The sequence below is a fragment of the Microbacterium sp. NPDC055357 genome (assembly GCF_053644835.1).
The window spans coordinates 97,860-117,471 of the sequence record NZ_JBSHLZ010000004.1; the positions used below are offsets into that span (position 1 = coordinate 97,860).

The 19,612-nt window shown below is 68.3% G+C and carries 15 protein-coding genes; 12 read left to right on the top strand and 3 right to left on the bottom strand.

Features of this window, described 5'->3' with window-relative positions; all coding sequences use genetic code 11:
- The first annotated feature begins 60 nt into the window (after positions 1-60).
- The 12 genes from uvrB to ACWICD_RS07480 all read left to right on the top strand — a co-directional run bounded on the left by uvrB (position 61) and on the right by ACWICD_RS07480 (position 16,341).
- The gene (uvrB, locus tag ACWICD_RS07425) at positions 61-2,157 is read left to right on the top strand and encodes an excinuclease ABC subunit UvrB (protein ID WP_376126324.1); all 2,097 of its coding nucleotides are present in this window, start codon (positions 61-63) and stop codon (positions 2,155-2,157) included.
- A 178-nt stretch (positions 2,158-2,335) separates the two neighbouring features.
- On the top strand, positions 2,336-4,603 hold the full coding sequence (locus ACWICD_RS07430; RefSeq protein ID WP_454139803.1) for a bifunctional metallophosphatase/5'-nucleotidase: 2,268 nt from the start codon (positions 2,336-2,338) through the stop codon (positions 4,601-4,603).
- A gap of 237 nt (positions 4,604-4,840) precedes the next feature.
- Positions 4,841-7,696 carry an excinuclease ABC subunit UvrA gene (uvrA, locus tag ACWICD_RS07435; RefSeq protein WP_376126524.1) on the top strand — a complete coding sequence of 952 codons (2,856 nt, stop codon included), beginning with the start codon at positions 4,841-4,843 and terminating at the stop codon, positions 7,694-7,696.
- A 1-nt stretch (position 7,697) separates the two neighbouring features.
- On the top strand, positions 7,698-9,662 hold the full coding sequence (gene uvrC, locus ACWICD_RS07440) for an excinuclease ABC subunit UvrC (protein ID WP_376126330.1): 1,965 nt from the start codon (positions 7,698-7,700) through the stop codon (positions 9,660-9,662).
- Positions 9,663-9,687: 25 nt separating this feature from the next.
- Positions 9,688-10,569 (top strand): RNase adapter RapZ, encoded by an 882-nt coding sequence (gene rapZ / locus ACWICD_RS07445; RefSeq protein ID WP_376126331.1) that lies wholly within the window; start codon positions 9,688-9,690, stop codon positions 10,567-10,569.
- Positions 10,570-10,638: 69 nt separating this feature from the next.
- Positions 10,639-11,616, top strand: a complete 978-nt coding sequence (gene whiA, locus ACWICD_RS07450) for a DNA-binding protein WhiA (protein ID WP_376126334.1) — start codon at positions 10,639-10,641, stop codon at positions 11,614-11,616.
- 132 nt (positions 11,617-11,748) lie between these two features.
- A complete protein-coding gene (locus ACWICD_RS07455; protein WP_376126337.1) occupies positions 11,749-12,369 on the top strand; it encodes a superoxide dismutase in 621 nt (206 codons plus the stop codon).
- Positions 12,370-12,601: 232 nt separating this feature from the next.
- Positions 12,602-13,606 carry a type I glyceraldehyde-3-phosphate dehydrogenase gene (gap, locus tag ACWICD_RS07460; RefSeq protein ID WP_454139804.1) on the top strand — a complete coding sequence of 335 codons (1,005 nt, stop codon included), beginning with the start codon at positions 12,602-12,604 and terminating at the stop codon, positions 13,604-13,606.
- A gap of 9 nt (positions 13,607-13,615) precedes the next feature.
- The gene (locus ACWICD_RS07465) at positions 13,616-14,830 is read left to right on the top strand and encodes a phosphoglycerate kinase (protein ID WP_454139805.1); all 1,215 of its coding nucleotides are present in this window, start codon (positions 13,616-13,618) and stop codon (positions 14,828-14,830) included.
- Positions 14,821-15,612 (top strand): triose-phosphate isomerase, encoded by a 792-nt coding sequence (tpiA, locus tag ACWICD_RS07470; RefSeq protein ID WP_376126345.1) that lies wholly within the window; start codon positions 14,821-14,823, stop codon positions 15,610-15,612. The genes ACWICD_RS07465 and tpiA overlap by 10 nt, the downstream gene beginning before the upstream one ends.
- A 124-nt stretch (positions 15,613-15,736) precedes the next feature.
- Complete coding sequence (gene secG, locus ACWICD_RS07475) at positions 15,737-15,988, top strand: preprotein translocase subunit SecG (RefSeq protein ID WP_376126348.1); 252 nt, start codon at positions 15,737-15,739, stop codon at positions 15,986-15,988.
- The gene (locus ACWICD_RS07480) at positions 15,988-16,341 is read left to right on the top strand and encodes an RNA polymerase-binding protein RbpA (protein ID WP_376126351.1); all 354 of its coding nucleotides are present in this window, start codon (positions 15,988-15,990) and stop codon (positions 16,339-16,341) included. Before secG ends, ACWICD_RS07480 begins: the two co-directional genes overlap by 1 nt.
- Here ACWICD_RS07480 and pgl read toward each other — a convergent pair.
- The 3 genes from pgl to zwf are packed head-to-tail and all read right to left on the bottom strand — an operon-like array spanning position 16,335 to position 19,607.
- Entirely contained in the window at positions 16,335-17,114 is a 780-nt protein-coding gene (gene pgl / locus ACWICD_RS07485; protein ID WP_376126354.1) for a 6-phosphogluconolactonase, read from the bottom strand. The genes ACWICD_RS07480 and pgl overlap by 7 nt on opposite strands.
- Positions 17,107-18,060, bottom strand: a complete 954-nt coding sequence (locus ACWICD_RS07490; protein WP_376126357.1) for a glucose-6-phosphate dehydrogenase assembly protein OpcA — start codon at positions 18,058-18,060, stop codon at positions 17,107-17,109. The genes pgl and ACWICD_RS07490 overlap by 8 nt, the downstream gene beginning before the upstream one ends.
- A complete protein-coding gene (zwf, locus tag ACWICD_RS07495) occupies positions 18,057-19,607 on the bottom strand; it encodes a glucose-6-phosphate dehydrogenase (protein ID WP_376126360.1) in 1,551 nt (516 codons plus the stop codon). Before zwf ends, ACWICD_RS07490 begins: the two co-directional genes overlap by 4 nt.
- Positions 19,608-19,612 lie beyond the last annotated feature (5 nt).

Here is a 19,612-nt window from a genome sequence, read left to right on the forward strand (position 1 = left end):
TCTCGAGCGGGCTGAGGTCCGACGCGCCCCGATGTCGGAGCCCGCGCCTACGCTGGAAAGGTGCAGACGACACGTTCCGTGCGGCCCTTCGAGGTCATCAGCGACTATTCCCCGTCCGGAGATCAGCCTCAGGCGATCGCCGAACTCGCGGCGCGCATCAACGCGGGCGAGACCGATGTCGTGCTCCTCGGTGCGACCGGAACCGGAAAATCGGCGACGACGGCGTGGCTCGTCGAGGCGGTGCAGCGCCCGACCCTCGTGCTCGCGCACAACAAGACGCTCGCGGCGCAGCTCGCGAACGAGTTCCGCGAGCTCATGCCGAACAACGCCGTCGAGTACTTCGTGTCGTACTACGACTATTACCAGCCCGAGGCGTACGTCCCGCAGACGGACACCTTCATCGAGAAGGACTCGTCGATCAACGCCGAGGTCGAGCGACTGCGCCACTCGACGACGAACTCGCTGCTCAGCCGTCGCGATGTCGTCGTGGTGTCGACCGTGTCGTGCATCTACGGTCTCGGCTCGCCCGAAGAGTATCTGCGGGCGATGGTCGCCCTGCAGCTGGGCGAGAGGTACGACCGCGACGCGCTGATCCGCAAATTCATCGCGATGCAGTACAACCGCAACGACGTCGACTTCTCGCGCGGGAACTTCCGCGTGCGCGGCGACACGATCGAGATCATTCCGGTGTACGAGGAGTACGCCGTGCGCATCGAGATGTTCGGCGATGAGATCGAGGGTCTGTTCATGCTGCATCCCCTCACGGGCGATGTCGTGCAGAAGCTCGATTCGGTGCCGATCTTCCCCGCGACGCACTACGCGGCGGGCACCGACACGGTGCATCGCGCGATCGGCACGATCGAGCACGAGCTCGAAGAGCGGCTGAAAGAGCTCGAGTCGCAGAACAAGCTGCTCGAGGCGCAGCGCCTGCGCATGCGCACGACGTTCGATCTCGAGATGCTGCAGCAGCTGGGCTTCTGCTCGGGTATCGAGAACTACTCCCGTCACCTCGACGGTCGCGGGCCGGGCGAGCCGCCGCACACGCTGCTGGACTTCTTTCCCGACGACTTCCTGATGGTCATCGACGAATCGCACGTCACGGTGCCCCAGATCGGCGCCATGTACGAGGGCGACGCGTCGCGCAAGCGCACTCTCGTCGAGCACGGCTTCCGCCTGCCCAGCGCGATGGACAACCGACCGCTGCGCTGGGACGAGTTCAAGAACCGCGTGGGCCAGACCGTCTATCTGTCCGCGACCCCCGGGCGCTACGAGATGGGCATCGCCGACGGCGTCGTCGAGCAGATCATCCGCCCCACGGGTCTCGTCGACCCCCAGATCATCGTGAAGCCGTCGAAGGGCCAGATCGACGACCTCCTCGAGGAGATCCGGCTGCGTGCCGAACGTGACGAGCGCGTGCTCGTGACGACCCTCACGAAGAAGATGGCCGAAGAGCTCACCGACTTCCTCGGTGAGCACGGCGTGCGCGTGCGCTACCTGCACTCCGACGTCGACACGCTGCGCCGGGTCGAGCTGCTGAGCGAGCTGCGCGCGGGCGTCTACGACGTGCTCGTCGGCATCAACCTGCTGCGCGAGGGTCTCGACCTGCCCGAAGTATCGCTCGTGGCGATCCTCGACGCCGACAAAGAGGGGTTCCTGCGCAGCGGCACGTCGCTCATCCAGACGATCGGCCGTGCGGCGCGCAACGTCTCGGGCGAAGTGCACATGTACGCCGACCGGGTGACCGACTCCATGCGCAACGCGATCGAAGAGACCGATCGGCGTCGCGACAAGCAGCTCGCCTACAACAAAGAGCACGGAATCGATCCGCAGCCGCTGCGCAAGCGCATCGCCGACATCACCGACGCGCTCGCCCGCGAGGCATCCGACACCGATCGAATGCTGTCGCGCCGGGATTCGTCGCGCCTCGCGTCGGGCAAGGGCAAAGCGCCGACGCCGCGGTCGCTGAGTTCGAAGGGCGCGCGCGAGGGGATCGCGGCCGAGGGCGCCGAGCAGCTCGAGGCGACGATCGCCGACCTCAGCTCGCAGATGCTCGTCGCGGCCGAAGAGCTCAAGTTCGAGCTCGCGGCGCGCCTGCGCGACGAAGTGCAGGATCTCAAGCGCGACCTGCGCGCCATGGAGCGCGCGGGGCACGCCTGACCGCTCGGATGCACGCATCGCACAGAACCGCCGCCGGTTGCACGGCACCGGTGTGTGAGCACCCTCTCATTTCTCTGTTGCGCGGCGGCGCGGAGTCCTAGGCTCGGCATCGGCGCGTCACGTCGTGGTGATCACGCGCGGACGTGTCTGCCCGATTCCATTCAGAGGAAGCAGTCACATGCGAAACAGGTCACAACCCGGCCGCGCCGCGTCACGTCGACGCCTCGCCGTCGGAGCGGCGCTCACCGCCGCGGTACTCGGAGCAGGAGCCTTCGTCGCCGTTCCGGCCCAGGCCGCCGACCCCGTCACGGTCAATCTCGTGACGATGAACGACTTCCACGGGCGCATCGCGGCATCCGCGCCCGCCGGCGGCGCCGCCGCGCTCGCGACGGCGGTCACGTCGTTTCGCGAGGCGAACGACAACACGATCTTCGCGGCGGCCGGCGACCTCATCGGCGCATCGACGTTCGAGTCGTTCATCCAGCAGGATCTGCCGACGATCCAGGCGCTCAACGCGGCGGGCCTGGATGTCAGCGCGGCCGGCAACCACGAGTTCGACGGCGGCTGGGCCGACTTGCGCGACCGTGTGCAGAGTGCGGCGGATTGGGAGTACATCAGCGCGAACGTCTGGGACACCGAGACCGACGACCTCGCGCTCGCGCCGTACTGGGTGCGCGCGGTCGACGGGGTGTCGGTCGGCTTCATCGGAGCCGTGACCGAAGACCTGCCGTCGCTGGTCAATCCCGCGGGCATCGCGACGCTCGACGTGCTGCCGATCGTGTCGAGCGTCAACGCCGTCGCCGACGACCTCAGCGACGGTGACCCGTCGAACGGCGAGGCCGACGTCATCGTGCTGCTCGTGCACGAAGGGGCCGAGGACACGTCGTACGAGACGGCGACAGACCCGACGACGAATTTCGGCGCGATCGTCAACGGCGTGAACTCCGAGGTCAACGCGATCGTCTCCGGACACACTCACCTGGCGTACTCGCATCAGGTGCCTTACGCGGGCGACACGGGGCTTCGTCCCGTCATCTCGTCGGGACAGTACGGCGAGAAGTTCAGCAACATGGTGATCACGATCGACCCCGACAGCAAGACGGTGCAGTCGATGGACAACACCGTATATTCCATGTACCTCGAGGGCGGCGTCGCCGCCTACGCGCCCGACCCGACCGTCCAGGCCATCGTCGATCAGGCGGTCATCGACGCGGGTCCGCTCGGAGCGGCGCCGCTCGGCACGCTGTCGGCGGACATCAACCGCGCCAAGCTCGCCAACGGCACGACCGAGAACCGGGGCGCTGAATCGACGCTCGGCAACTTCGTCGCCGACGCGCAGCTGTGGGCCGTGCAGCGCACGGACCCGACCGCGCAGATCGCGTTCATGAATCCCGGGGGTCTGCGCACCGACATGACGTATGCGCCGGACGGTGTGCTCACCTACCGCGAGGCCGCGAGCGTCCAGCCCTTCGCCAACACGCTCGTCGCGCTCACGCTGACGGGCGCGCAGCTCACGACACTGCTCGAACAGCAGTGGCAGCCGGCGGGAGCGACTCGACCGTTCCTCAAGCTCGGCGTCTCGAAGGGACTCACCTACACGTTCGACTCGACGGCAGCGGCCGGCAGCCGCGTGGCGAACGCCCAGTTCGACGGCGCGCCGATCGATCCGGCGGGGGAGTACCGCGTCGTGGCGAACTCGTTCCTCGCCGCAGGTGGGGACAACTTCGCCGCGTTCACGCAGGGAACGGCGAAGGCCGACACGGGACAGGCCGACCTCGCGGCGATGGTCGACTACATGGCCTTCGTCGGCACGGCGTCGCCCGACTACGCGCAGCGTTCGATCGGGCTCGTGCTGTCGGCACCGCCGGCAGGCGGGTACACCGCCGGCTCGACGATCGACATCTCGCTCTCGTCGCTCGACTTCTCGACCACCGAGCCGAAGGCCGACACGGTGTCGGTGGCGATCGACGGCACGGTCGTCGGCACGGCGCCCGTGGATTCCACGGTGGGCAACGAGGTGCTCGATGTCACGGGAACCGCGAACCTGTCGGTCACGGTGCCGACCGGGGTGAGCGGCGCCGTAGCGCTGACGATCACGACGCTGGCAGGAACGGCGATCGAGGTGCCGATCACGATCGCCGAGCCGGTCGCCAAGAGCGCGACGATCACACTCGGCGTGCCGAGCAAGATCCTCGCCAAGCACGGCACGAAGATCCAGTACAACGTCGCCGTCATCGCCGCGAAAGGCACCCCGACGGGCGAGGTCGCGATCTTCGACGGCAACCGTCGCATCGCGACGGCGACCCTCACGGCGAAGGACCGCGGCGTCGTCTCGGTGACGCTGCCGACGCTGAGCCGCGGTCTGCACCTGCTCTCGGCGACGTACGCCGGCAGCGACGCGCACGACGGATCGAAGAGCTTCCGCTTCCCCGTCCTCGTGTGGTGATCAGCGGCGGCTGAACGAACGGATGCCGCGGGTCGGACCCGCGGCATCCGCTCGTCGTCCGCGCAGATTCGCGCGAGGCGAACACGCTTTCGATCCCGTGTCCGAGGCCGCACCTAAACTTGTCGGGTGCCCATCGTCCCCGTCACCACGCCTGATCACACGCCCGGAGGCTCCGGTCAGAGCCACGCCGTCACGCGCCCGTTCCCCGCATCCGGGCACGGGAGTGGCACGCTCAGCGTGCGCGGCGCTCGCGTGCACAATCTCAAGAACGTCGATCTCGACATCCCGCGCGATTCGCTCGTGGTGTTCACGGGGCTCTCGGGGTCGGGCAAGTCGAGTCTCGCGTTCGACACGATCTTCGCCGAGGGCCAGCGCCGCTACGTCGAGTCGCTGAGCGCCTATGCGCGTCAGTTCCTCGGTCAGGTCGACCGCCCCGACGTCGATTTCATCGAGGGGCTCAGCCCCGCCGTGTCGATCGACCAGAAGTCGACCAACCGCAACCCGCGCTCGACGGTCGGCACGATCACCGAGATCCACGACTACATGCGCCTGCTGTGGGCGCGCATCGGCGTGCCGCACTGTCCCGAGTGCGGCGAGCGGATCCAGCGCCAGACGGTGCAGCAGATCGCCGACCAGCTCATGGAGCTGCCCGAGCGCACGCGCTACCAGGTCGTCGCCCCGGTCGTCTCCCAGAAGAAGGGCGAATTCGTCGATCTCTTCGCCGAGCTCGGTGCGAAGGGATACGCCCGGGCGATCGTCGACGGCGAACTCATCCAGCTCGCCGAGCCGCCGAAGCTCAAGAAAAGCTACAAGCACGACATCGCCGTCGTCGTCGACCGGCTCGTCGCCGGCCCGAACACCCTCAGTCGCGTCACCGATTCGGTCGAGACGGCACTGGGCCTTGCCGGCGGCATCGTGCAGGTCAACTTCGTCGACGAAGAGGGCGACGACGCGTGGCAGTCCTTCTCAGAGAAGCTCGCGTGCCCGAACGGTCACGCGTTGCAGCTGACCGAGATCGAGCCGCGCACCTTCTCGTTCAACGCGCCGTTCGGCGCGTGTCCCGCGTGCTCGGGTCTGGGCACCCGCATGTCGGTCGATGTCGAGCTCATGCTCGGCGATGAGGAGCTCTCGATCAGCGAGGGCGTCCTGGTGCCGTGGACGACGCAGGGCAAGGGGCTCTATCAGTACTACGAGCGGCTGCTCGAAGGCCTCGCACGCGACCTCGAGTTCTCGCTCGAGACGCCGTGGAAGGACCTGCCCGAATCGGTGCGCGAAGCCGTGCTGCGCGGTGAGGATTACAAGGTCTCGGTCAAGTGGCGAAACCGCTACGGGCGCGAGATGCGCTACACGTCGGGGTTCGAGGGTGTCGTCCCGTACATCGAGCGGCAGTACCTGCAGGCCGAGTCCGACACGCAGCGGCAGCGGTGGTCCGAGTACCTGCGCGAAGTGCCGTGTCCCGTCTGCGACGGCGACCGACTCAAGCCCGAAGTCCTCGCCGTGCTCGTGCACGGGCATTCCATCGCCGACGCGTCGCGGCTGAGTCTCGCCGAATCGCAGGAGTTCTTCGCGACGCTCGAACTGACCGAGCGCGAAGCGCAGATCGCCGCGGCGGTGCTGCGCGAGATCCGCGCGCGCCTCGATTTCCTCCTCCAGGTGGGGCTGAACTATCTGAGTCTCGGCCGGGCGGCCGGCTCGCTGTCGGGCGGCGAAGCGCAGCGCATCCGTCTGGCGACGCAGATCGGCTCGGGGCTGACCGGCGTGCTGTACGTGCTCGACGAGCCCTCGATCGGCCTGCACCAACGCGACAACCGCCGTCTGATCGAGACGCTGCTCACCCTGCGCGACCTGGGCAACACGCTCATCGTCGTCGAGCACGATGAGGAGACGATCCACGCGGCCGACTGGATCGTCGACATCGGCCCGCGTGCCGGTGTCGACGGCGGTGAAGTGGTGCACTCGGGTCCGCTCGCGTCACTCCTCGACGACCCGGCGTCGATCACGGGCGACTACCTCGCGGGGCGCCGCGAGATCCCGACGCCGGCGAAACGGCGCAAGATCGACAAGAAGCGTCAGATCACGGTCGTGGGCGCGCGGGAGAACAACCTCAAGAACATCACGGTCGACTTCCCGCTCGGCGTGCTGACCGCCGTCACGGGCGTCAGCGGGTCGGGCAAGTCGACGCTGGTCAACGGCATCCTCTACGAAGTCCTCGCGAGCCGTCTCAACGGCGCACGCCGCGTCGCGGGCAAGCACACGCGAGTGACGGGGCTCGACAACCTCGACAAGGTCGTGCACGTCGACCAGGCGCCGATCGGCCGCACACCGCGATCCAACCCCGCGACCTACACGGGCGTGTTCGACCGCATCCGCTCGCTGTTCAGCGACACGCCCGAGGCCAAAGCGCGCGGCTACCAGCCGGGCCGGTTCAGCTTCAACGTCAAGGGCGGCCGCTGCGAGGCGTGCTCGGGCGACGGCACGATCAAGATCGAGATGAACTTCCTGCCCGACGTCTACGTCGACTGCGAGGTGTGCCACGGCAAGCGGTACAACCGCGACACGCTGTCGGTGCACTACAAGGGCAAGAACATCGCCGAAGTGCTCGAGATGCCGATCGCCGAGGCAGCCGAGTTCTTCGAGCCGATCCAGGCCATCCACCGCTACCTCAAGACGCTCGTCGACGTCGGCCTCGGGTACGTGCGACTCGGGCAGTCCGCCACGACGCTGTCCGGCGGCGAGGCGCAGCGCGTCAAGCTCGCCACCGAGCTGCAGCGCCGCTCGAACGGCCGCTCGATCTACGTGCTCGACGAGCCAACGACGGGTCTGCACTTCGAAGACGTGGCCCGACTGCTCGAAGTGCTGGGCGGCCTGGTCGACAAGGGCAACACGGTCATCGTGATCGAGCACAACCTCGACGTCATCAAGTCGTCGGACTGGGTCATCGATCTCGGCCCCGAGGGCGGTGCCGGCGGCGGCGAGGTCATCGCGACGGGCACCCCCGAGCGGGTCGCGCGCGTCGAGGGCAGCCACACCGGCACCTTCCTCGCCGAAGTGCTGGAAGGCCAAGGACCGGGTATCCAGCGCAAGGCGGGCTGACGTGGCCCGTTCCGCCCCCACCGTCGCCTACAAGCCGAAGCCGGGGGAGATCCCCACGAACCCGGGCGTGTATCGCTTCCGCGATCGGGACGGGCGCGTGCTGTATGTCGGAAAGGCGAAGAACCTCCGCGCGCGGCTGTCGAACTATTTCGCACCGTTGCACACGTTGCACGAGCGCACGCGACGGATGGTCACGACTGCGGCATCCGTCGAATGGACCGTCGTCGCAACCGACGTCGACTCGCTGCAGCTCGAATACCAGTGGATCAAGGAGTTCGATCCGCCCTTCAACGTGCGCTACCGCGACGACAAGTCCTACCCGTTCATGGCCGTCACCCTCGCCGACGAGGCACCGCGCGTCATCGTGACGCGCAACCGGCGCATCTCGGGGGCGAAGTACTTCGGCCCGTATCCGAAGGTCTGGGCCGTTCACGACACGATCGATCAGCTCATCAAGGTCTTCCCCATCCGCACGTGCAGCGACGCGTCCTACAAGAAGGCGATGGCGACGGGCCGCCCGTGCTTTCCGGGGCAGATCGGCCGTTGCGGCGGTCCGTGCTCGATGCGCGTCACGATCGACGAGCACCGCGCGGTCGTCGACGACTTCGTCGCCTTCATGGCCGGCGGCGACCAGAGGTTCGCGCGCGACCTGACCGCCCGCATGCGAGAAGCGGCCGCCGCGATGGACTACGAGGCGGCCGCCGTCTACCGTGACCGTCTTCAGGCGATCGACGCGGTGCTCAACAAGAGCGCGCTGGTGCTCTCCGAAGACACCGATGCCGACCTGTTCGGCATCGCCGAAGACGAGCTCGCCGCAGCCGTGCAGCACTTCGTCATCCGCGGCGGCCGCGTCCGTGGTGTGCGTGCGACGACCGTCGAGAAGGAGCTCGACATCTCGGGCGGCGACCTCGTCGACCAGATCGTGCAGCGAGCCTACGGCGACGCGGGCGAGGCGGACATCCCGCGTCAGGTGCTCGTGCCGGCGCTCCCCGACGACGCGACGGAGCTCGAGACCTGGCTGCGCGCGCGTCGCGGCAGGAACGTATCGATCCAGGTGGCCCGGCGCGGGCGCAAAGCCGAGCTGATGAAGACGGCGACGCTCAACGCGCAGCAGGCGCTCATGCTGCACAAGACGCGTCGCACGAGCGACTACGTGGCACGCACACAGGCGCTCACCGACCTGCAGGAGGCACTGGGCCTGGCCGAAGCGCCCCTGCGCATCGAGTGCTTCGACGTCTCGCACCTGGGCGGCACGAACGTCGTGGCGTCGATGGTGGTGTTCGAGGACGGGCTGCCGCGCAAGGACCAGTACCGGTCGTTCGGCGTGGCCGAGACGACGGACGACACCGATTCGTTGTACCAGGTGCTGACGCGGCGGCTGGCATATCTCGACCGGCCCGACCCTTCGGCAAGCTCAGGGGCCGGGGTTGCGGGCTCGGGGGGCGGGGTCGTGGGCTCGGGGGACGGGGGCGTCGATTCCGGGGACGCGGTTGTGGATTCTGCGACCGAGCCGCGCAGACGACCGCGGTTCGCGTACCGTCCGCAGCTGCTCGTCGTCGACGGCGGCAAGCCGCAGGTCGAGGCGGCCGCTCGCGCGCTGCGCGACGCGGGGCACGAGGAGATCGCGCTGTGCGGCATCGCCAAGCGGCTCGAAGAGGTGTGGCTGCCGGGCGAGGACTACCCGGTCATCCTGCCGCGCACGAGCGAGGCGCTCTACCTGCTGCAGCGGCTGCGTGACGAAGCGCACCGCTTCGCCATCTCGCACCAGCGCAAGCGTCGTCGTCGCGATATCCAGAGCGTCCTGGCCGAGGTGCCCGGGCTCGGTGAGGCGAGGATCAAGGCTCTCCTGCGCCATTTCGGGTCGGTCGCGGCGTTGAAGACGGCGAATCCCGACGAGATCTCGCAACTGCCCGGCATCGGCCCGAAGCTCGCCACGACGATCCACGCCCACCTCGCGACTCGATAGGGTGAACTCCGAGACGGGGGACTGCATGAGCGACGATTCCCGGCGGGACGCCGGTGAAGTGCTGATCGTGACGGGCATGTCCGGAGCCGGCCGGTCGACGGCCGCGAATGCGCTGGAAGACCTCGACTGGTACGTCGTCGACAACCTGCCGCCGCAGATGTTCAAACCGCTGCTGGATCTGACCGAGATCGCGGGTGAGGCGCTGCCGAAGGTGGCCGTCGTCGTCGACGCGCGTGGGCGCGACCTCTTCGTCGAGCTGCCCGAGGTGATGCGGACGCTGCGTGAGCGCCGGCCCGTCCGCTCGATCTTCCTCGACGCTTCCGATGATGTGCTCGTGCGGCGTTTCGAGGCCGTGCGTCGCCCGCATCCGCTGCAGGGGGACGGCACCATCATCGACGGCATCCGGCAGGAGCGCGAACGTCTCGCGGCAGTGCGCGAGCGTGCGGACATCATCGTCGACACGTCGCTGCTCAACGTCCACCAGCTGTCGACCCGCATCGTCGATCTCTTCTCGGAAGAGGGCGCCGCACGCCACACGCTCACGATCATGAGCTTCGGATTCAAGTACGGCCTCCCGCCCGACGCCGACATCGTGGCGGACATGCGATTCCTGCCGAACCCGTTCTGGGATGACGGCCTGCGCGCGCTGACGGGCGAGGACGCGCAGGTGCGCGATTACGTGCTCCGCCAGACGGGCGCCGAACCGTTCATCGATGCGTACGCCGAGGCCCTCGTGCCCGTACTCGAGGGATATCAGCGCGAGAACAAGCGGCATTCCGTCGTCGCGATCGGATGCACCGGAGGCAAGCACCGCTCGGTCGTGATGTCGCGCGAGCTCGCGCAGCGCCTGTCGAAGGTGTCCGGCGTCGCGGTGCGCATCAAGCACCGCGACCTCGGCCGAGAGTGAACGGCGGCAGAGGATGCCGCGCGGGAGTAAGCTGGACGATCGTCCCCGTTCCCAGCTGTGAGGAGAGACGTGTCGCTGACCGCCGACGTGAAGGCCGAACTGATCACCGTGCGGGATCCGCGCCCGTCGGCCCGGGTCGCCGAGCTCACGTCGCTCCTGCGGTTCTCCGGGGGGCTCCACTCGATCGCGAATCGCGTGGCGGTCGAAGCGGAGCTCGACTCCGATCGGCTCGCCCGCCGCGTCGCGCGCGAGCTGATGGAGATCTACGGCGTGCGCCCCGAGCTCGTGCACGTGCAGGGTTCGGGCGGACGCTCGGACAACAACTTCGCCGTGCGCGTCATCGAGGGCGGTGAGACCCTCGCTCGCCAGACGGGGCTGCTCGACCAGCGGCGCCGGCCGGTGCGCGGCCTGCCGAACAAGCTCACGACGGGCGCGCGTCCTGACCTCGCCGCGATCTGGCGGGGGGCCTTCCTCGCGACCGGCTCGCTGAGTGATCCGGGCCGCTCCGCGGCGCTGGAGATCACCTGTCCCGCGCCCGAAGCGGCCATGGCGCTCGTCGGAGCGGCGCACCGGCTCGGCATTCCCGCGAAGGCGCGCGAAGTCCGCGGCGTGCCGCGAGTGGTCGTCCGGGAAGGCGAGGCCATTCGTCTCGCGCTGGCCGAGATGGGCGCCGTGCGCGCCGCCGCAGACTGGGACCGGATGCGACAGCGCCGCGAGGTGCGTGCGGGGGTGAACCGCCTCGTCAACTTCGACGACGCGAATCTCCGACGCTCGGCGCAGGCGGCGGTCGCCGCGTGCGCGCGGGTGGAGCGAGCGCTCGAGATCCTCGGCGATGAGGTGCCCGATCATCTGCGGCAGGCGGGCGAACTGCGCCTCGCGCACCGGGATGCCAGTCTCGACGAACTCGGCCACCACGCCGAGCCGCCGCTTACGAAAGACGCCGTCGCCGGGCGCATCCGCCGCCTGCTCGCGATGGCCGACAAGAAGGCCGAGCAGGACCAGATCCCCGGCACCGAGTCGGCCGTCCCTGCCGGCGTCGAGGACTGACGTCCGTTCGCTTCACCATTGCGGAGCGTGCCGCAAGCCCCTGCCGGGTGCCGCGCGGCTCAGTAGGATGAACTCGTCACCCTCGCCGCAGAACCTCCTTCCCGTTCGCGGCGCCGACAGGAAGAAGAGAACATGGCGACCTACACGCTTCCCGACCTCCCGTACGACTACGCAGCGCTCGAGCCGCACATCAGTGCGACGATCATGCAGCTGCACCACGACAAGCACCATCAGGCCTATGTGACCGGAGCGAACACGGCTCTCGAGCAGCTCGCCGAAGCGCGCGACAAGGGCGACTTCGCGAACGTGAACAAGCTCGAGAAGGACCTCGCGTTCAACCTCGGCGGACACACGAACCACTCGATCTTCTGGACCAACCTGTCGCCCGAGGGCGGGGACAAGCCCACGGGCGACCTCGAGGCTGCGATCGATGACCACTTCGGGTCGTTCGACAAATTCCAGGCCCACTTCGGAGCCGCCGCGCTCGGAGTGCAGGGCTCGGGATGGGCGGGGCTGTTCTGGGACTCGATCGGCCAGAACCTCATCATCCAGCAGTTCTTCGACCAGCAGTCGCAGTTCGCGGCGGGCACGGTTCCGCTCCTGCTGCTCGATGTCTGGGAGCACGCGTACTACCTCGACTACAAGAACGTGCGCGCCGACTACGTCAAGGCGTTCTGGAACATCGCGAACTGGGCCGATGTGCAGAGGCGCTTCTCGACGGCGCGCGAGAAGACGGCCGGTCTGCTCGTCTGAACGCAGTGCGACACACGCCCGGCGTGCACCTCGCGGTGCCGCCGGGCGTCGTCTTTCCTCTTCGGCTCGCGGCCTTCATCCCGGCTGAGCGCTGCGCTAGTGTCGTAGTCGGCGAGGATGCCCCGGCGGCCCCGTCGTTCGGGTTGACGGGACCATCTTCGCGTTCAAGGGAGATCGCGTGACAGGGACGCCGATCAGGGTCCCGGCGCGACGAGAAAAAACGGGAGATACCGTGACCGTCAAGATCGGCATCAACGGCTTCGGCCGCATCGGACGCAACTACCTCCGCGCTGCGCTCGCGCAGGGCGCGGACCTGGACATCGTCGCGGTGAACGACCTCACCGACAACAAGACGCTCGCCCACCTGCTCAAGTACGACTCGATCCTCGGCCGTCTCGACGCCGACGTGTCCTACAGTGCCGATTCGATCACGGTCGGTGACAAGACGATCAAGGTCTTCGAAGAGCGCGATCCCGCGAACCTGCCGTGGGGCGAACTCGGCGTCGACATCGTGATCGAGTCCACCGGTCGCTTCACGAACGCCGACGACGCGCGCAAGCACATCGAGGGCGGCGCGAAGAAGGTGCTCATCTCGGCACCCGCGAAGGGTGAGGACGGCACGTTCGTCATGGGCGTCAACGAGCAGGATTACGATCCCGCCACGATGCACATCATCTCCAACGCGTCGTGCACGACGAACTGCCTCGCGCCGATGGCGAAGGTCTTCAACGACGAGTTCGGCATCGAGAGCGGTCTGATGACGACGGTGCACGCGTACACGGCGGATCAGAACCTGCAGGACGGCCCGCACAAGGATCTGCGTCGTGCGCGCGCTGCCGCGCTCAACATCGTCCCCACCTCGACGGGCGCAGCCAAGGCGATCGGGCTCGTGCTTCCCGAGCTCAAGGGCAAGCTCGACGGCTTCGCACTGCGCGTGCCGGTCCCCACGGGCTCGGCCACAGACCTGACGATCGAGACGCGCGAGGGCATCACGGTCGACGAGATCAAGGCGGCGTACAAGGCGGCCGCCGACGGTCCGCTGAAGGGCATCCTGAAGTACACCGAAGACGAGATCGTCTCGAGCGACATCGTCACCGACCCGCACTCGTGCATCTTCGACGCCGGGCTCATCCGGGTCATGGGCAACCAGGTGAAGATCGTCGGCTGGTACGACAACGAGTGGGGCTACTCGAACCGTCTGGTCGACCTCACCGAGTACGTCGCCGAGCGTCTCTAGGATCGTCGTATGACCCTGCGCACCATCGATTCGCTCGGGCCGCTCGCCGGCAAGCGCGTCATCGTCCGCTGTGATCTGAACGTCCCCCTCAAGGACGGCGAGATCACCGACGACGGCCGCATCCGCGCTTCACTGCCCACTCTCAACGCGCTCATCAATCAGGGCGCCGTGGTGGTCGTCTGCTCGCATCTCGGACGCCCCACGGGGCCGGACGACGTGTCGCTCAGCCTCGAACCTGTCGCGCAGCGGCTTGCCGAGCTGCTCGGCAAGCCCGTCGCCTTCGCGCGCGACACCGTCGGCGACTCCGCCCGTGAGGCCGTCGCCGGTCTCGAGCCCGGCGAGGTCACGGTACTCGAGAACCTGCGTTTCGAGCACGGTGAGACATCCAAGGATGCCGCCGAGCGCGGCGCCTTCGCCGAGCAGCTGGCCACCCTCGGAGACGCGCTCGTCTCGGACGGGTTCGGCGTCGTGCACCGCAAGCAGGCCTCGGTCTACGAACTGGCCGAACTGCTGCCCAGCGCGGCCGGTCTGCTGATCGAGACCGAAGTGGGCGTGCTCGATCGCCTCACCGAGAACCCGCAGCGCCCGTACACCGTCGTCCTCGGCGGGTCGAAGGTGAGCGACAAGCTCGGCGTGATCGAGCATCTGCTGCCGCGTGTGGACCGGCTGCTCATCGGCGGAGGGATGATGTTCACCTTCCTCGCCGCCGAGGGTCACGCCGTCGGGGCGAGCCTGCTCGAGAAGGACCTGCTCGAGAAGGTCAAGGGCTACATCGCCACGGCGAAGGAGCGGGGCGTGCAGCTCGTCCTGCCCGTCGACGCCGTCATGGCGCAATCCTTCGACGCCGAGGCCGCGCATGTCGTCGCCGACGCGACCCACCTCGAGGACACCGCCTTCGGCGCCTCGGGGATGGGGCTCGACATCGGCCCGCGCACCGCCGCGACGTTCGCGGCGGTCGTGCGCGATTCGGCGACGGTGTTCTGGAACGGTCCCATGGGCGTCTTCGAGATGCCGGCGTTCGCAGCGGGCACGAAGGCGCTCGCCAAGGCGCTCACCGACGTCGACGGTCTGTCGGTCGTCGGCGGCGGTGACTCCGCGGCCGCCGTGCGCCAGTTGGGGTTCACCGACGACGAGTTCGGACACATCTCGACGGGAGGCGGGGCGAGCCTCGAATTCCTCGAGGGCAAGACACTTCCCGGACTGGAGGTCCTCGGATGGCAATGACGGCACGCACCCCGCTCATCGCGGGCAACTGGAAGATGAATCTCGACCACCTGCAGGCGGTCGCGTTCGTCCAGAAGCTGCACTGGGCGCTCAAGGATGCCAAGCACGAAGACGGCTCGGTCGAGGTGGCGCTGTTCCCGCCGTTCACCGACATCCGCACGGTGCAGACGCTCCTCGACGCGGACAAGATCCCGTTCGCCCTCGGTGCACAGGATGTGTCCGCGCACGATTCGGGGGCGTACACGGGCGAGATCTCGGGGGCGTTCCTCGCGAAGCTCGACAACGCGTACGTCATCATCGGCCACTCCGAACGGCGTCAGTACCACAACGAGACCGACGAGATCGTGGCGGGCAAGGTCCAGGCCGCCCTGCGCCACGGCATCGCCCCCGTCATCTGCGTCGGCGAGACCTCGGAGGATCTCGAGAAGTTCGGCGCGAGCGCCGTGCCCGTCGGCCAGCTCGAAGTGGCGCTCGAGGGCGTGAAGCCCGAGGCGGACATCGTCGTCGCGTACGAGCCCGTCTGGGCGATCGGCTCCGGTCAGGCGGCGACGCCCGAGCAGGCGCAAGAGGTCTGCGCGAAGCTGCGCGAGGTCGTGGCCGCGAAGCTCGGTGACGAGGCCGCGGCCCGTACCCGTGTCCTCTACGGCGGCTCGGTCAAGGCCGCCAACATCGCGAGCTTCATGCGCGAGCCCGATGTGGACGGCGCGCTCGTCGGAGGTGCGAGCCTCGTCGTCGACGAGTTCGCCGCGATCATCCGGTTCCAGAAGCACGTCGGCGTCTGAATCGTGCGACGGGCTCGTCGACGATCCGACATCGCCGACGAGCCTGTCGAGACTTGTGCGCCCGGCCCGTATACTTGACCCTTGTGCGATCGCTGGGAGATCGCGGCGAAAGGCTTCAACGACTGTGCAGATCCTCGAGTTCGTCCTCCAGGTGCTCCTCGGCATCACGAGCCTCCTGTTGACCCTCCTCATCCTGCTCCACAAGGGGCGCGGCGGTGGCCTCTCCGACATGTTCGGCGGTGGCATGACCTCATCGATGGGCTCGTCCGGCCTCGCCGAACGAAACCTCAACCGGTTCACGGTCGTCCTCGCCTTCGCGTGGTTCCTGTCGATCGTGGCGCTGGGCCTGGTCACCAAGTTCCAGGGTCTGCTCTAATGGCTTCCGGGGGAAACGCGATCCGCGGCACGCGCGTCGGTGCCGGTCCCATGGGCGAGCAGGACCACGGCTTCCACGCCGATCGCGTCGCCGTGTCCTACTGGGATGCCGTCGGCAACGAGACCGTCCGCTATTTCGCGGCGGGCATCCCCGACGAGGAGATCCCCGAGACGATCGACTCGCCGCACTCCGGTCTTCCGGCCGGACGCGACAAGACCAATCCGCCGGCGGTCGCCAAGACCGAGCCGTACAAGACCCACCTCGCGTACGTGAAAGAGCGTCGCACCGAAGAAGAGGCCGACGCGCTCCTCGACGACGCGCTCACGCAGCTGCGCGAGCGCCGCGGTCAGTAGTCGCGGTCGATGAGCTCGGGGGGAACCTGCCCCGCCGCCGCGTCATCGACGAAGAACACCGTGCGTTTGCGGCCCTTCGCGCCGCCCGCGGGCACGCTCTCATAGCTCGCACCGGCGAGCGCGAGTCCGAGCGCCGCCGCCTTGTCGGCGCCGGCGAGGACGAGCCAGACGCGCTGTGAGGCGTTGATCACGGGCCGCGTCATCGTGACGCGCTCGGGCGGAGGCTTGGGGGAGTCGCGCACGTCGAGGACCGCACGATCGGTCACCTGGATCTCGGGGCGATCGGGGAACAACGACGCGATGTGCGCGTCGGGGCCCACTCCGAGCAGGCACACGTCGAACGATGGCCACGGCTGGTCGGGCGTGCCGAAACGTGCGAGCTCGGCGGCATAGCGTTCGGCCGCCGCATCGAGGTCGATGCCCTCGTCGCTGCCGGCGGCCGCGTGGATGTTCTCGGCCGGGATGTCGAGCGAGTCCAGCAGCGCGCGCCGGGACTGCACGTCGTTGCGGTCGTCGTGGCCGTTCGGCACGAAGCGCTCGTCGCTCCACCAGAAGTGCACGAGTGACCAGTCGATGTCGGCCATGCGTGCGTCCCGGCCCGCCGTGGACAGCACGCGCCCGCCCATCGAGCCACCCGTCAGCGACACGTGCACCGTCTTGCCGCGCTCGGTCCGCTTGAGGATCCGTGTGATCAACCTCGTCGCGACCGCGGTCGCGAGTGCCTCGGGGTCGGCCGCGATCACGACCCGCTTCTCGCCATCGAGCTCAGCCATGAGTCTCCTGCATCGCACCGGTGTCCAAGAGCGCCCAGCCCTCGGTGATCACTCGACCATACAGGAGGTCCGGACCGAGCCTGCGGAGCTCTTCCGCGAGGCATTCGCGCAGTGTGCGGCGGGGGAGCACGAGGTCGTGCAGCGGCTGGCCGGGCTGCGTCAGGCACGCCACGGCGGGACTGGACCGCTCCAGCAGGATGTCACCGTCCGCCCGCACGAGTCGCACCGACTTGATGCCCTCGGCCCACTCGTCTTCGGGCAGGTACTGCCAGTCCACGGGCACATCCAGAGCGAGGCGCAGCCACGCCGCGAGCAGTGCCGTGGACGGCGACGTTCCCGCGCCGCGCACCTCGACCGCCGTGACGGGCTGGTACGGCGGCTGGTCCAGGACGGCGGCGAGCTGTTCCCGCCAGTGCGTCAGACGCGTCCAGGCGAGGTCGGTGTCGCCGGGCGCGTGCGTGCGCCCGAGGTGGGCGACGAAGCTCGACGGGTCGGGCTTGGTCGCGGCATCCGTGATGCGGCGCTGCGCGATGCGCCCGATCGAGGTCGTCGACGGCGAATCCGGCGTCGTGTTGGGCCACCACGCCACGACGGGCGCGTCGGGCAGCAGGAGCCCCGTCACGAGGCTCTCCTGGTTCGACCTCGCGGCCTCGCCGAGCGCGTGGAGCGTGACGACCTCGCTGGCTCCGGCGTCACCGCCGACGCGGATCTGGGCATCGAGCCGCGCTTCGGGGGCATCCTCGTCGAGCATGAGCACGATGACGCGCATCGGGTGCTCGCGCGAGGCGTCGTTGGCGGCCTCGATGGCCTCTTCCATCGCGCGCTCGTTCGTGAGGATGATGAGGGTCAGCACGCGCCCGAGGGCGACGACACCGCCCTCTTCGCGCACGTTGACCAGAGCGCGCGAGATCTTGCTGACGGTCGTGTCGGGCAGATCGACGATCACGGGCGCCTCCAGGCTCGTCCGTCGCGGGCAAGCATGTCGTCCGCGGATGGGGGGCCCCAGGACCCGGGCGAGTACTGCTCGAGCGGACCGCCCTGCTGTTCCCAGAACTCCTCGATGGGATCGAGGATCTTCCACGAGAGCTCGACCTCTTCGTGGCGGGGGAACAGCGGCGGGTCGCCCAGGAGCACATCGAGGATCAGTCGCTCGTAGGCTTCGGGGCTCGCCTCGGTGAAGGCGTGGCCGTAGCCGAAGTCCATCGTGACGTCGCGCACCTGCACTCCGGCACCGGGCACCTTCGAACCGAAACGGATCGTCACGCCCTCGTCGGGCTGCACACGGATGACGAGGGCGTTCTGCCCCTGACCCGATGTCTGGCTCGATGGGAAGAGCAGCTCGGGAGCGCGTTTGAATACGACGGCGATCTCGGTGACGCGCCTGCCCAAGCGCTTGCCCGTGCGCAGGTAGAACGGCACGCCCGCCCAGCGGCGCGTGTTGATCTCGAGCGTGATGGCGGCGTAGGTCTCGGTCGTGGACTGCGGGTTCATGCCTTCCTCTTCGAGGAAGCCGAGCACCTTCTCGCCGCCCTGCCAGCCGCCGGCGTACTGCCCGCGCGCCGTCGAGCGCGCGAGGTCGTTCGGCAGCGTCACGGCGCCGAGCACCTTCTCCTTCTCGGCGCGCAGATCGCGGGCCTCGAACGAATTCGGCTCCTCCATCGCCGTGAGCGCGAGCAGCTGCAGCAGGTGGTTCTGGATGACGTCGCGTGCCGCGCCGATACCGTCGTAGTAGCCGGCCCGGCCGCCCACACCGATGTCCTCGGCCATGGTGATCTGCACGTGGTCGACGTAGTTGCGGTTCCAGATGGGCTCGTACAGCTCATTCGCGAACCGCAGCGCGAGGATGTTCTGCACCGTCTCCTTGCCGAGATAGTGGTCGATCCGGAAGATGGAGTCGGTCGGGAACGCCGCACGCAGCGCGTCGTTCAGAGAGCGCGCCGACTCGAGGTCGTGCCCGAACGGCTTCTCGATGACGACGCGTCGCCAGCGCTCCGGCTGGTCGGCGGTGTCATCGACGAGCCCGGATGCTTTGAGCTGCTCGGCGACGACGGGGAAGTCCTTCGGCGGGATCGACAGGTAGAAGGCGTGGTTTCCCATCGTGCCGCGCTCGACGTCGAGCCGATCGACCGTCTCACGCAGGCGGTGGAAGGCCTGCGGGTCGTCGAACTCGCCCTGCACGAAGCGAATGCCCTGCATGAGCTGCTGCCACGTCTCTTCACGGAACTCCGTGCGAGCGTGCTCGCGCACCGCCTGGTAGACGACCTCGGCGAAATCCTGGTCGGCCCAGTCGCGGCGGGCGAAGCCGACGAGCGCGAAGCCGGGCGGCAGGAGCCCGCGATTGGCGAGGTCGTACACGGCGGGCATGAGCTTCTTGCGCGACAGGTCACCGGTCACCCCGAAGATCACGAGGGCGCTGGGCCCCGCGATGCGGTTCAAGCGGTGGTCATCGGGGTCGCGGAGCGGATTGTGTCCGCGCGAGACTTCCACGGTCATGTGGG

Excerpts from the sequence above, each read along its gene's own strand:
- ACWICD_RS07430 (WP_454139803.1), top strand. The coding sequence starts at position 2,336 with ATGCGAAACAGGTCACAACCCGGCCGCGCCGCGTCACGTCGACGCCTC.
- rapZ (WP_376126331.1), top strand. The coding sequence starts at position 9,688 with ATGAGCGACGATTCCCGGCGGGACGCCGGTGAAGTGCTGATCGTGACG.
- ACWICD_RS07455 (WP_376126337.1), top strand. The coding sequence starts at position 11,749 with ATGGCGACCTACACGCTTCCCGACCTCCCGTACGACTACGCAGCGCTC.
- ACWICD_RS07465 (WP_454139805.1), top strand. The coding sequence starts at position 13,616 with ATGACCCTGCGCACCATCGATTCGCTCGGGCCGCTCGCCGGCAAGCGC.
- tpiA (WP_376126345.1), top strand. The coding sequence starts at position 14,821 with ATGGCAATGACGGCACGCACCCCGCTCATCGCGGGCAACTGGAAGATG.
- ACWICD_RS07480 (WP_376126351.1), top strand. The coding sequence starts at position 15,988 with ATGGCTTCCGGGGGAAACGCGATCCGCGGCACGCGCGTCGGTGCCGGT.
- pgl (WP_376126354.1), bottom strand. The coding sequence starts at position 17,114 with ATGGCTGAGCTCGATGGCGAGAAGCGGGTCGTGATCGCGGCCGACCCC.
- zwf (WP_376126360.1), bottom strand. The coding sequence starts at position 19,607 with ATGACCGTGGAAGTCTCGCGCGGACACAATCCGCTCCGCGACCCCGAT.